Annotated in this window: 12 protein-coding genes; 3 read left to right on the top strand and 9 right to left on the bottom strand. The window is 55.6% G+C overall.

Going from position 1 to position 12,296, the window contains the following annotated elements; translation table 11 throughout:
• The first annotated feature begins 171 nt into the window (after positions 1–171).
• On the top strand, positions 172–615 hold the full coding sequence (locus Enr10x_RS09245) for a hypothetical protein (protein WP_145448843.1): 444 nt from the start codon (positions 172–174) through the stop codon (positions 613–615).
• A gap of 35 nt (positions 616–650) precedes the next feature.
• Here the strand turns inward: Enr10x_RS09245 and Enr10x_RS09240 are convergent, their stop codons facing one another.
• Complete coding sequence (locus Enr10x_RS09240) at positions 651–1,565, bottom strand: class I SAM-dependent methyltransferase (protein ID WP_145448842.1); 915 nt, start codon at positions 1,563–1,565, stop codon at positions 651–653.
• A gap of 253 nt (positions 1,566–1,818) precedes the next feature.
• On the opposite strand from Enr10x_RS09240, the gene Enr10x_RS09235 reads away from it, so the two are divergent.
• The gene (locus Enr10x_RS09235; protein ID WP_197994938.1) at positions 1,819–2,043 is read left to right on the top strand and encodes a DUF2905 domain-containing protein; all 225 of its coding nucleotides are present in this window, start codon (positions 1,819–1,821) and stop codon (positions 2,041–2,043) included.
• Here Enr10x_RS09235 and ccoS read toward each other — a convergent pair.
• From ccoS to ccoN, 8 genes are read right to left on the bottom strand one after another with little or no spacing between them, the layout of a single operon-like run.
• Positions 1,996–2,223, bottom strand: a complete 228-nt coding sequence (ccoS, locus tag Enr10x_RS09230) for a cbb3-type cytochrome oxidase assembly protein CcoS (protein ID WP_145448841.1) — start codon at positions 2,221–2,223, stop codon at positions 1,996–1,998. The two genes, Enr10x_RS09235 and ccoS, sit on opposite strands and share 48 nt — an antisense overlap.
• Complete coding sequence (locus tag Enr10x_RS09225; protein WP_145448840.1) at positions 2,220–4,679, bottom strand: heavy metal translocating P-type ATPase; 2,460 nt, start codon at positions 4,677–4,679, stop codon at positions 2,220–2,222. Before Enr10x_RS09225 ends, ccoS begins: the two co-directional genes overlap by 4 nt.
• 31 nt (positions 4,680–4,710) lie before the next feature.
• Positions 4,711–5,505 (bottom strand): sulfite exporter TauE/SafE family protein, encoded by a 795-nt coding sequence (locus tag Enr10x_RS09220; protein WP_145448839.1) that lies wholly within the window; start codon positions 5,503–5,505, stop codon positions 4,711–4,713.
• Positions 5,506–5,524: 19 nt separating this feature from the next.
• A complete protein-coding gene (locus Enr10x_RS09215) occupies positions 5,525–6,112 on the bottom strand; it encodes a FixH family protein (RefSeq protein ID WP_145448838.1) in 588 nt (195 codons plus the stop codon).
• Positions 6,091–7,467 carry a cytochrome c oxidase accessory protein CcoG gene (gene ccoG, locus Enr10x_RS09210; RefSeq protein WP_145448837.1) on the bottom strand — a complete coding sequence of 459 codons (1,377 nt, stop codon included), beginning with the start codon at positions 7,465–7,467 and terminating at the stop codon, positions 6,091–6,093. Before ccoG ends, Enr10x_RS09215 begins: the two co-directional genes overlap by 22 nt.
• A 34-nt stretch (positions 7,468–7,501) precedes the next feature.
• The gene (locus Enr10x_RS09205) at positions 7,502–8,179 is read right to left on the bottom strand and encodes a cbb3-type cytochrome c oxidase N-terminal domain-containing protein (protein ID WP_145448836.1); all 678 of its coding nucleotides are present in this window, start codon (positions 8,177–8,179) and stop codon (positions 7,502–7,504) included.
• A 16-nt stretch (positions 8,180–8,195) separates the two neighbouring features.
• Positions 8,196–8,354: a hypothetical protein gene (locus Enr10x_RS29895; protein WP_197994937.1), complete on the bottom strand. Its 159-nt coding sequence runs from the start codon at positions 8,352–8,354 to the stop codon at positions 8,196–8,198.
• 5 nt (positions 8,355–8,359) lie between these two features.
• Positions 8,360–10,663, bottom strand: a complete 2,304-nt coding sequence (gene ccoN / locus Enr10x_RS09200) for a cytochrome-c oxidase, cbb3-type subunit I (RefSeq protein WP_232093277.1) — start codon at positions 10,661–10,663, stop codon at positions 8,360–8,362.
• 415 nt (positions 10,664–11,078) lie between these two features.
• Here ccoN and Enr10x_RS09195 point away from each other — a divergent pair, with 415 nt between their 5' ends.
• Complete coding sequence (locus Enr10x_RS09195) at positions 11,079–12,203, top strand: hypothetical protein (RefSeq protein ID WP_145448835.1); 1,125 nt, start codon at positions 11,079–11,081, stop codon at positions 12,201–12,203.
• Positions 12,204–12,296: the final 93 nt, after the last annotated feature.

Raw genomic sequence — 12,296 nt, 5'->3', positions numbered from 1 at the left:
GAGAGAATTCGAGGGCAGCGACTTAGATAAGTATCAGTCCTGCCGCGTCACTAATACCTGCAAGGTTACCCAACAGAATCAACTTAAAAACTCAGGACCAGTACCATCAAGGAACAATCCCCACCACCAGAACCACGGTTTCGTTTCCTCACCGTCGTCCCCCTCCTCGCGGTGCTGATCGCGTTAGGCCTTGTCTGGTACCCGCGGCACAAGGTCCCCCGCGTCGTGGTCGGGCAGATCATTACCGACACTGGAACCTATCGTTCCCCGGATGGAACTACACTCCTGACGCTCCGTCGTTCACAAAGGGACGATACCATCAGCGTCGAAGTCGCTGCCCATGCCGGCACGCCGAACGCCGCAGGTTCGAAATGGGAGATTGACGGCGCACAGCCCTGGCTGTATACCTTCGATGCGGACAACAAACTCTGGGGCTATTCCGCCGATCAGGGGCCACACAGTTGGCAGGCGACTCCAGAATCGAACCGGTTTACCAGTATCGGCATCCACGGCGGCTGGGAAGGCATTCCCGAACCCTTCCTGCAGGCACTGCCCCCCGAGGCTCGTGATGTCTATGACCGCTGGCGTGAAAAGCAAACCGCTGCCGTACAGTGACCGCGCCACTGACGGATAATCATTGTGCCCTGCCCTCAAACCTTCTGCAGCACCACAACGTCCTGCCAGCCTTCGATCTCGCCTTTGGTGTGGCTGAGTACTTTGAAGGTGGGGCCGAACAGCTGTTCCAGGTTCTCGTCGTCGATGAAGCAGATGCCGTATTGATCGGTGTCGATGTTCTCGGAACCTGCAGCCTGGCTCATCCAGCAGAAGCCCGTCTCGCGAAAGCTGGTCAGGCCGGCTTCGAATTCGTCTTCTTTGATTCCCAGCACGGCACGGCGTTTGGTGTTGTTCAGGACCTCTTCAAAGGCGGTCGAACCATGAATCGTCGGCACAACCAGTCCCTCGGGACGGGTGATGCGGGCTAATTCCTGAACCCATTCATCCAGGGCCCGGGCATTCAGGTGGGTGAGCACCGAGATCGAATAAATAAAGTCGAAGTAATCCGATTCATAAGGCAGCGGCGGATTATTACCGGTCGCGGTTGCCTTGATAAAGGGGACGCTGTTCTGAATGTAACCGATGGCCGCCTCATCGACATCACAGCCATACAGGTCGTAATTCTGAAACGTGCGGTAGAAGTGCCGCATCGTCCGCGCACAGCCGACGCCGAAGTCCAGAATTCGCAGATCTTTTTCCTCGGGGATATGTTTTCTGATCGCATCATAGCATTGATGACCGACGTCCAGAAAGATGCGGAGATCCGTTTCGCCGCTGACGGTCAGCATTTCTTTCGAAGCGGGAAATGGAATCGCGGTTTCCTGGAGTTCACGAAAATACAACACGCCTTCCGTGTCGGCATAGCGGTAGAAGTCGGGGGTGTTCGAAGAGTTGAACTTTTCCTGCAGTTCCGGGTTCCGGTTGTAAAGGAGTACGCAGCGGATCTGGTAGTGTTCAAGCAACTCATCCAGCCCGTCTAATGACAGCCGGGGGACTTCCGGAAATGACATGGTCGATCCTTCAAAAGTGATGATATGAACTGAAGTCTGGCGGAATCTCGAAGATGCCTTCTCTCATCCGGGCCGCTGCTATTATGACTTGCTCTCTTAAATCGTACCAGTCACATTTCGAGGAGTTACCCTGTTTTGCAGGTGGTTTCTGAGATTAAGACGGAGTGTCAGGTCGCCCCTTCCTGTGACAGCGTCAGATCTGTTAGAATGAGCGCTGAACTTTCTACTGGAATCGAGTGCGGTACAAAAGACGATGACGAATCAGCCAGCGTGGATTATGATTGGAGCAGGCCTGTTGATAGCCGGAATCGGGCTGTTCTGGCTGGTGGGACCCTCGATTCCCTGGGTGGGAAAGCTGCCCGGGGATATCGCTATCGAACGCGAAAACTTCCGCTTTTACTTTCCCCTGACGACCTGTATCCTGCTCAGCTTACTGCTGACCGGCATCGTCTGGCTGATCCGCTTTTTCTCGAAGTGAAGCCTCTTCCCGCGAAGGGGGCGTCTTCCTCGGGCGTCGCCGATCGTCATCTTCCAGCATGCGTAAGGCCGGCGTGTCCAGATCGTCGTACTGTCCCCGGGAGACCGTCCAGACGAACGCGATGACCGCTGCCAGCGCGAGCAGAATCGCGACCGGCAAGGCGATATACAGCACGCTCATGGCCGTGTCTCCCGAAAAGAGTGGTTCACGAACGAGAGAATCAGTACCGTCAGCGAGCTGATCGGCATCAGGATCGCTGCAATCAGCGGATTGATCAGTCCCCCCAGCGCCAGGCTGGCGGCCAACAGGTTATAAGCCAGTGAGATCAGCAGGTTACGCACGATCACGTGATTGGTCATCCGGGCGCCGTCAATCAATTCCCGCAGCGGACTCAAGCCGGGGCGATTCAGATAGACGTCGGCCACCTGCAGGCTGGCTTCCGCACCCCCATGCACGGCAATTCCGACCGAAGCCGCCGCCAGGGCCGCACTGTCATTCACGCCGTCGCCGACCATCACAGTCAGCCCCTCTGGTGTTGCATTTTGAATGATCTGCAGTTTCTCTTCCGGCAGCACCCCGGCATGAACATATTCAGGATCAATGGCCAACTGCTCCGCGATCGGATGGACGATTTCCGGATGATCGCCCGAAAGAATACCAATCGACCAGCCGGCGGACTTTAAATGCTCCAGTGTGGCCCGTGTATCGGGCCGCAGACTGTCACCAATACCGCAGACCGCGACGAGTTCCCCATCGACCGCCACCAAGACCGTCGTCAGCCCCTGTTCACGACAATTTTCTATCGACTGCTGGAATTTCTCAGTAATCAGGCAGCCATTTTCAATCAGCAGGGACTCAGTCCCGATCAGGAACTGCTGTCCGTTGACCGTTCCCCGGATCCCCTGCCCCGGTTGGACATCCACGTCTTCAGGAGTCGGCACATCGGTCGTTACGTCATCGGACTGCTGCGCGATATAGCCGGTAATAGCACTGGCGATCGGATGGACGACCTGCTGTTCCAGGGCGTTGATTTCGCGGAATCGGCTCCGGTCCCCCTCCCAGACCTGCACCTGCATTTTGCCCGTCGTCAATGTGCCCGTTTTATCCAGCCATAAAAAGCCGGGGCGGGCCAGCTTTTCGATGGCGTCTCCCGAATTGATCAGGATCGACCGTTTCGCCGCTTTCCCCTGGGCGACCGCCAGAGCCAGCGGAGTCGCCAGTCCCAGCGCACACGGGCACGTCACAATCAGCAGGGAAATCGCATTCGCGACAGCGACGTTCATCCCGCTCGACCACCAGATCCCCAGGCAGAGTAGCGACAGCAGGATCACGGTAATCACAAACACGCCCGCGATGCGATTGGCCAGTTCGATCAGCGGCAGTTTCGAGCTGACGCCGAGTTCGACCAGGTTCATCAGGCGACCGATCCGCGTCTGTTCGCCCACGGACTGCACCTGCATCCGTAGCGGTGACGTCAGATTGAGCGTGCCCGCGGTCACTTCACCGCCGGTCAGCACTCTGCGGGGCCGTGATTCGCCGGTGAGGATCGATTCATCGACCGACGAGTCGCCAGTCAGGATTACGCCGTCCGCGGGAATCACATCGCCGGCGCGGACTTCGACCTCGTCTTCCGGCTGCAGGACTTCGATCGGCACCGTCAGTACTTCCGAGCCGGTGACCAGTCGCGCGTGACGGGGGGTGATGTTCTTTAAAAGTGAGAGCTGACTCAACGCATGGTGCTGCTGGCGAAACTGGATATAGCGACCCACCAGCAACAGAAAGATCAACACGGTCAGCGAATCGAAATAGATCTCCCCACTGCCCCGGATCGAGTTGACCAGTCCCGCAATTCCGCCGATCGTGATTCCCAGCGCGACCGGCAGATCAATATGCGGCACGCGGGTACGGATCGCTGACAGGGCGCCTTTAAAGAAGATCTGTCCCGGCCAGAAGATCGACACGAGTGCCAGGCCGGCACTCGTCCAGCGAAACAGATTCAAATGCTCGGCGGACATGCCGGTAAACATGCCGGCGTACAACGCGAAAGCGATCAGCATCACATTCCCGGCACAGGCGCCCGCGATACCCAGGCGGATCAGATGTTTGCGGTTTTCCAGCCGATACAGGCGTTCGGTTTCGTTGGGTTGCGCGGGATGAGGACGATAGCCGAGCCGATCCAGCGTGCGGGCGATCTCTGAAAGGGCGACCGCATCCGGATTCCAGAAACAGTCCAGCGTTGCTGTCGCCAGATTCACCCGGGCATTGATCACTCCCGGCAGAAATTCGGGAAGCTTCTCAATCACAAACACGCAGGAAGCACAGTGGATGCCTTCCAGGTGCAGCCGAATCCGATACAGGCCCGAATCCAGCCGATGGGCATACAGTTCCAGGAAACGGGGGTGATCCATCTCCTCGTAAGTCAGTTCGGAGGGGGCTGCCGTCTTCGCATCGGCAATCTCTTCCAGCAGGCGGGGATCCATATCCTGCAGAATGGCGTAGGCAACTTCGCAGCCCGCACAGCAGAACTCCGGCCCGGAACTGTTTTGCCGCGATTCCGGAACCGGCAGATTGCAGTGAATGCAGGTCCCTTTCCCTTCCGGGCAGGTGGCATTGTCCCCGTCGATCGGATCGATCACAGGAGTGCGCTCAGGTTGGGAACCGGAACTGTTAATCGGACTCTCCTGTACGACAACAGGGCAGCGGCTGCTGGCTCAGCTGCTGCAGTTGTTCTGTCTGTGAGGGCGCCTGCAGCTCTTTGCGGAGCTCTCCCATATCAGCCTGGGCCCGGATACTCACTGTGAAAATCCCACTGATAATTAGCAGCCCGGCAATCAGCGTGTTGCCCAGCGTGTTCCATTTGCGTGGGAACCAGCGGCTGGCCAACCCTGCCAGCGAGAGTGCTGGAATCGTGCCCAGCCAGAAGGCGACCATCGTCAGGCCGCCGAGCAAAGGTGTTCGCGCGCTGACCGCCAGCAGTAGAAAGGCATAGAGCCAGCCACAGGGCAGGCCGGCCGTCATCAGCCCGATACTCAATGGCCGGAGTCCCCGCGGCAGTTGATGTACTTTTTTGACGAACCGGGAAAAGACCTTGCCTACCCGGGCGGTACCAAAATGGGGAATGCTGCCCGTGCGGTAGATCGTGACCAGCGAAAACAGGCCAAACAGGATCATACCGGCACCGGTGATGATCGCAGCCGCCTGCTGCAGACCGGCCAGCTGGCCTCCCGATTCCATCAGCCAGCCCAGGCTGCCCGCGAGCAGTCCGAGCAGTGCATAGCCTAGCAGCCGTCCACCGTGATAACAGCTTTCATAGAAGAGGGACGATTTGGATCCGGATTCCGCAGAGCGATTCGTCGCCAGCAGCATCAACGGTCCACACATACCGACACAATGTCCGCTGCCGGCAATGCTGGCTACGAATATCGTCGCAAGGAGTGGAATCGTTGTCTGCAGGTCTAACATGCTGTGTATCGCAATTCAGTTAAAGTGAATGGCCCCCTGCTCTGTTGGCGGGCGAAGTGGCAACGGTCTGGAATTCTCCGGAATCTTTCAGCTTGAACTGTCTGGTTTCCTGGAAGTGTTGCGCGTCTCTGTCCGTTTTCAGTGAGAGCTCCCACAATCCCGAACGCCGGAGCGGCGCGACCGCGGTATAGTTGCCGGGATCCTGTTCCTGGAAATGCAGTTTAAAAACGTCGCCTCCCCGGGCATGGTGAAAGATTTCCCCAGCCAGGTGACAGCCGGTGACCGGCTGACCGGCAGGGTCGACCAGCCGGATCGTCAATAGACGTTCTCCCAGCATTCCCTGTGGTTTGCCCAGGTCGATGCTCGACGTCCAGCCTAAAGCATCACTGGCAGCCTGACGTGCGCGCTGCTGATCCCAGGAGAGTGCCTGTTCGTAATAGCCTTCCACGATCACATTCGAGGGATCGCTGGTCGCCAGGAAGACGGCCACGCCTGAGAGCAGGATTTGCAAACCGAGGAAGCCCAGGATGACGCCTCCCCACTTCCAGCGGGCCAGGGTCTCTGCGGACTCGTCTATTTCCGTATCTAGGGGCCGAGAATCTGACATGTGACCCTCCTTTCATCTGCCTGGTTTTTCGACTGGATCAACAGGTCAACCTCCCGTAGACCGGCCACGAATGATTCCCGTGGTGCCGAAATCAGCAGCGGGATGGTTTTGGTCTGGCGGGCGTTCAACTCGGGCGAACCGATCAATTCCATTTTCACATCCGGGGCGTCCAGTACCTGGATCGTATATTCATCCGGCTGGTCAGTGCGGTTGACCAGCTTGAGCTGCAGGTTATTCTCGACCTGATCCTGTCTGGTAACAATATAGGGATTGCCGTAATTCCGCAGGATCGTGATATCGAACGATTTCTTGCTGATGAGTGTGATCGTAAAGGCAGAAACCGAAAGTAACAGCAACAAGGGATAAATCACGACGCGGGGCCGCAGTTTTTTTGTCGGTTTGCCATCGATCTCATCCTGGCAGGAATAACGGATGAGGCCCAGCGGACGATCGACTTTCTCCATGATTTCATCACAGGCATCCATACACTGCGTGCAGTGCAGGCATTCCATCTGCAGACCATCGCGAATGTCGATCCCGGTGGGACAGGCCTGCACGCACTGACCACAGTCGATGCAGTCCCCTTTGGGAGTCGGATCCGTTTTACTGATCTTGCCCCGGGGTTCGCCGCGCTGCGGATCGTAGCTCACAATCAGCGACCGGCGGTCCAGCAGCACGGACTGAAAGCGTCCATAAGGACAGGCGATCGTGCAGAGCTGCTCGCGGAAAAAGGAGAAGTTGAACATCATCAACACCACGGTCGCGGTCATTACCAGGAAACCGGTCGGATGCGTAAACGGGGACTGCCGCACCCAGTGCTGCAGTTCGCTCACGCTTACGAAATAGGCCAGGAAGGTATGTGCCAGGACCATGGAGATGATCAGATAAGCGCCGTACATCATCACCCGGCGAATCAGGGGGACCGGCTTGCGTGGCTTACCGCCATGGCCGGTGGTACCGCAAAACAGTCGTTCGATGGGACGATAGACAAATTCCAGGTAGATCGTCTGGGGACAGGCCCAGCCGCACCACACCCGGCCGAACATCGCTGTCAGCAGAAAGATCGTCAGGAAGACCGAGATCATAAAAAATGCGAGCAGCAGCGTGTCGGTGGGTAAAAACGTAAAACCGAAGATGGTAAATTCGCGCCTGGTAATATTCAGAAAGATCGCCGGCCGTGAATTGATCTGCAGATGGGGTAGAACAATAAACAGCACGATCAGGAAATAACCAACGATCCGCCGACGGTTCCAGAATCTGCCTTTAAACAGACGGGGATACATCCAGCGACGTGAACCGTCTTTTTCCAGCGTGGATAAAACGTGTTCTTCGGGTTCCAGGACTTGGTCACTCATCAGTTTTCACCATATCACATTCAATTTGCAGCGCTCAAGAGTCAGCCTGAGACTTGTCATCCGACTTCTGCTGTTCGGCGTTGTCAGATTTTTTCTCAGCGTCAGACTCCGATTTCCCCTCTTCAGCCGCGGGCGCATGCCAGGGGGGGATTTTTTTTGCTTTGGGTCCAGGTGGTTTCCCGGTCCCCTCAGGCAGGGAACCTCTCAAGCTGGCAACATAAGCCGCGACCAGCGCGATTTCGTTGGGATGCAGGCGGTTTCCCCAGGCGGGCATTGCCTGGCCGTTCGCTCCCTTTTCGACTACCTTGGCGATATCGCCGATCTCTTTGACGTGAATCCAGTAATCGTCAGTCAGGTTCGGTCCGACCTTCCCTTCTGCGTTCAGTCCATGGCAACTGACACAGTTCATCTGGAACACACTTTCGCCCACCTTGAGCCACTTGGGGTCGTCCTTGTATTTATAGATTGTAGCTGAATCCAGCTTGAGTTCACCGATTTCTGAAAACTGCAAACGTAGGTTATCTGCCACGGCCTCTTTGTACTGGTCGTAGATCGACCGACCGGGCACGCCCGACTCATAGTAGAGCCAGTAGGGAAAGGCAAAAAAGATGCATCCCCAGAACAGCATGACCCACCAGCCCGGCATCGGGTTGTCGTATTCCTGAATTCCGTCGTAGTTATGAGTAGTTAACTGGTCTTTCTCAGACATCATTGTCTCCGAATCTATATTAGTCGTCCGAAAGCGGAATTTCTGATTGATGTTTGATCTCTGCTTTGCTGGTCAAAGTCGTCCTGATCGCGACCAGGCCGAATGCGAACAGAAACAGAACGAGTGCGATTTCAGCGCAGAAATCATAATTCAACAGGCGCATGACTTCTTTGATCATGATGGTTACCTCGTTTCTGCTGCTTCTGCGTGGGCCGTTTTATTGCCCGTTTTTGCAGAATTGGGTTCAGCGGATGGTTTCTCAGCTTTGGGGGTTTTGAACAGGTCAGTCCCCAGACGTTGCAGGTAGGCGATCAACGCGACGACCTGCTTGTCTTCCAGTCCTGCAGGACCATCCTGACGGTGAATATCATCCGCGATCGCTTTCGCCTGTTTCTTCGCCAGTGCGATCGAATCAGTTAGAGCGGCTTCATCGTAAGGTGCCCCCAGGTAGGAAGCGGCCCAGACGCGGTCCGGAATCGTTTTGAAATTCAGTTTCCGTGTCTCCAGCCAGGGATAAGGAGGCATGATCGAACCCTGGGTCATCAGTTCCGGGTTGCGGAAATGTCTCACGTGCCAGAGGTTGGACTGCTTACCCCCTTCGCGTGCCAGGTCGGGGCCGATTCGTCGCGATCCCCACTGGAAAGGATGGTCATACACGAATTCGCCCGGCTTGGAATATTCCCCGTAGCGTTTGGTCTCTGCCAGCATGGGGCGGATCATCTGCGAATGACAGTTATAACAGCCTTCCGCCACATAAATGTCACGTCCCGCCAGTTCCAGAGGCGTATAAGGGGTGACCGTCGCGATGGTAGGCACGTTAGACCGGATCAAAAACGTCGGAATGATTTCAAACAGCGAGGCGGCGACCACAGCGATAATCACCCAGATGGTCATCAGCCGCGGCAGTCGTTCCCAGCGGCGATGCCAGGCCAGTTGTTCGAAGACATCCAGTTTTTTGGCGACCTCCAGTACCCCGGTCAGGCGGGATTCGGGAGCCGGATCGTCTTCGTACTGCTTTTCCAGCGGTGCGGCGAAATGTTCGACTTCTTCATACTTCGCAGGACGGGTTTTCCAGGTCTGCAGGAAGTTGTAGCCCAGCAGCAGAGCTCCGGACAGATAAACCACTCCGCCAACGGCCCGAATGAAGTACAGCGGAATCAGCACGCGGACCGTTTCCACAAAGTTGGGATAAGCCAGCTGGCCGGTATCGGTAATCGCCCGCCACATCAGGCCCTGCGTCAGGCCGGCGACATAGATCGGGAAGATATACAGCAGAATGCCCACGGTTCCCAGCCAGAAGTGCAGGTTGGCCAGACGTGTGCTGTAAAGTTCGGTCTGGAACAATCGTGGCAGCAGCCAGTAGAGCATGCCGAACGTCATGAAGCCGTTCCAGCCCAGGGCGCCCGCGTGGACATGGGCAATGGTCCAGTCGGTGTAATGCGACAGGGCGTTGACGGACTTGATGGACAGCACCGGACCCTCAAAGGTAGACATCCCGTAGAAGGTGATGCCGACCACGAAGAATTTCAGTACCGGATCGGAAGTCACCTTCTGCCACGCCCCGCGCAGGGTCAACAGGCCGTTGATCATCCCGCCCCAGGAAGGCATCCAGAGCATGATCGAGAACAGCATCCCCAGCGTTGATGCCCATTGAGGCAGTGCCGTGTAATGCAGGTGATGTGGCCCGGCCCAGATATAAATAAAGACCAGCGACCAGAAGTGCAGAATACTGAGCTTGTAGGAAAAGATCGGTCGGTTCGCCGCTTTGGGGAGGAAGTAGTACATCAACCCCAGAAACGGAGTCGTGAGGAAGAAAGCGACCGCGTTGTGCCCGTACCACCATTGCATGAAGGCATCCTGCACCCCGGCGTAGACCGAGTAGCTCTTGAACAGGCCGATCGGAACAACAAGGTTATTGAATACATGCAGCAACGCGACGGTCACGATCGTTGCGATATAAAACCAGAGCGCGACATACATGTGCCGTTCGCGGCGACGGGCCAGAGTCATGAAGAAGTTGACGCCGAAGAAGCCGACCCAGACCACCGCAATCGCGATGTCGATGGGCCATTCCAACTCGGCGTATTCTTTACTCTGTGTGATTCCCAGGGGTAAGGTGAGGGCTGCCGACAGAATAATCAGCTGCCAGCCCCAGAAGTGCAGCCGTGAGAGCAGGTCGCTCCACATCCGGGCGCGGCACAAACGCTGCGTCGAATAATAGACGGCGGTGAAGATCGCATTTCCGGCAAAGGCGAAGATGGCGGCGTTGGTGTGCAGTGGCCTCAATCGGCCGAAGGTGATGAGATCCAGCCCCAGATTCACGGAGGGGAACGCCAGCTCCGTAGCGATGATAATCCCCACCAGAAAGGCGACCACTCCCCACACCAGGGTGGCCAGGGCGAACATGCGGGCAATCTGGTCGTCGTAAATGAATTTTTCCAGATTACTCTGTTGAGCGGTGTTTTCTAAAGTCGTTTCAGCCGACACGGTTGCTCCTCTGCTCCTGAAAACCTTGCGAACGCTAGCAAAACAATACGAATTAATTTCAATCAGGTCAGGATATCCGATTCGAGGGCACAAAAAAGAATTTACCCCGAATCAGACCAGCCTGTGCTTTAATACAGTAATGTGACTTTGGTGATTTGAGGTGAATACCTCATGGCGAACCCCGGCAGACCACATTAACCGGAAAATGTGAAACCTTGACGATTTCCGATTTTACTTTTCTATGAAAATCCTTCCAGACCTTTTTTCGACCTCACGCGCGAATTCTATGAATGGCGAAATAAATTAACAGACATAATTGTCGGATTTTGTGTCGAAGTCTCATGAAAAGGAAGAATCACATTCGACAAATTCGTTTTTTCTCATAAACGATAATCATGGAATCAAAGGAAGAGAAATGAATATCAAGCTGGTGTGCAGTGCCGGGGCGGCACTGGTTTTCAATATGCTGGCAGTCTCAGCGCAGGCAGACGAATATACGGTCTTTGATTCGTCCGATATCGAACTGGTCAGCGCAACGACAGAACCGTCTGAACTGCAGTTAACGGGAACCGAAAATGAGGTCGGAACAACTCCCGATACTGTTTTTACTGCCTATGAAGCAGCTCCTGAAGCGGCCAACTGTCAAACGTGTCAGTCGACATGCAATTGTGGTCAATACTGCCAGTGCGATACCTGCCAGAGCTGCACTCTGTGCGATCGGATTCCGCTGTTGAACAAATTTCCCAGTGATCCCTGCTTTAAACACTGGGTGATGCCCGTCAGTAACCCGGTCTGGTCGATCGACCCGCGTTCCCTGACTTACGTGCGTGGTGTGTTCGTCAATCAGATGATTGATTCACAGACGCCCGTGCTGGGGGCCGGCGACCTGCAGGTCTACGCATTACAGCTCGGCATTGCCTTGAACGAACGTCTCTCGATTATCGCCGTGAAAGATGGTTTCAATACCCTGCAGACCCGTGGCCTCGGCAATTCACACGGCTGGGCTGATATCGCCCTCGGTATCAAGTATGTGCTGATTCGGGATGTGGATAATCAGTTCCTGCTTTCAACCGGGATCATTTACGAAGCTCATAACGGCACTACAAGTGTCTTTCAGGGAAATGGACAGGGGATCTGGAATCCCTACCTGACCGGTGGTAAAGAACTGGCCAACGGCGGTCATTTCATCGCCAACGCCGGTTTTCACCTGCCTGCTGACGACTTTGACAATTCGACCTCCTTCTGGTACAGCCTGCACTACGATCATCCGCTGACCGAAAAACTGTCTGCCCTGGCAGAAATGAACGGGATCGTCTACACAAAAAGTGGCGGTGCTCTGCCGGTCAACTTCGAAGGGGGCGACTGGATCAACCTGGGCGCGACTAATGTCGCCGGAAACGATTTCATCTCGATGGCATTCGGGGCTGATTACAAGATTAACGAGTGCCTGTCTTTCGCAGGTGTCTGGGAATTCCCCATCACCAATCGTAAAGACCTGATGGACAGCCGCACCACCGCGACGCTGACACTCACTTTCTAAAACAGAAAACAGTGATTACATCAGCACGAGATAAGTGATGAAAGGAGGTCGTGTATCGGGTTCAAACCCAATACATTAATCTAGCTTTAAATG

This window comes from Gimesia panareensis (assembly GCF_007748155.1).
GTDB lineage: Bacteria > Planctomycetota > Planctomycetia > Planctomycetales > Planctomycetaceae > Gimesia > Gimesia panareensis.
The sequence above is the reverse complement of the archived record's forward strand: the minus strand, read 5'-3'. Positions and strand labels throughout refer to the sequence as shown.

Excerpts from the sequence above, each read along its gene's own strand:
- Enr10x_RS09240 (WP_145448842.1), bottom strand. The coding sequence starts at position 1,565 with ATGTCATTTCCGGAAGTCCCCCGGCTGTCATTAGACGGGCTGGATGAG.
- Enr10x_RS09235 (WP_197994938.1), top strand. The coding sequence starts at position 1,819 with ATGACGAATCAGCCAGCGTGGATTATGATTGGAGCAGGCCTGTTGATA.
- ccoS (WP_145448841.1), bottom strand. The coding sequence starts at position 2,223 with ATGAGCGTGCTGTATATCGCCTTGCCGGTCGCGATTCTGCTCGCGCTG.
- Enr10x_RS09220 (WP_145448839.1), bottom strand. The coding sequence starts at position 5,505 with ATGTTAGACCTGCAGACAACGATTCCACTCCTTGCGACGATATTCGTA.
- Enr10x_RS09215 (WP_145448838.1), bottom strand. The coding sequence starts at position 6,112 with ATGTCAGATTCTCGGCCCCTAGATACGGAAATAGACGAGTCCGCAGAG.
- ccoG (WP_145448837.1), bottom strand. The coding sequence starts at position 7,467 with ATGAGTGACCAAGTCCTGGAACCCGAAGAACACGTTTTATCCACGCTG.
- Enr10x_RS09205 (WP_145448836.1), bottom strand. The coding sequence starts at position 8,179 with ATGATGTCTGAGAAAGACCAGTTAACTACTCATAACTACGACGGAATT.
- Enr10x_RS29895 (WP_197994937.1), bottom strand. The coding sequence starts at position 8,354 with ATGATCAAAGAAGTCATGCGCCTGTTGAATTATGATTTCTGCGCTGAA.
- Enr10x_RS09195 (WP_145448835.1), top strand. The coding sequence starts at position 11,079 with ATGAATATCAAGCTGGTGTGCAGTGCCGGGGCGGCACTGGTTTTCAAT.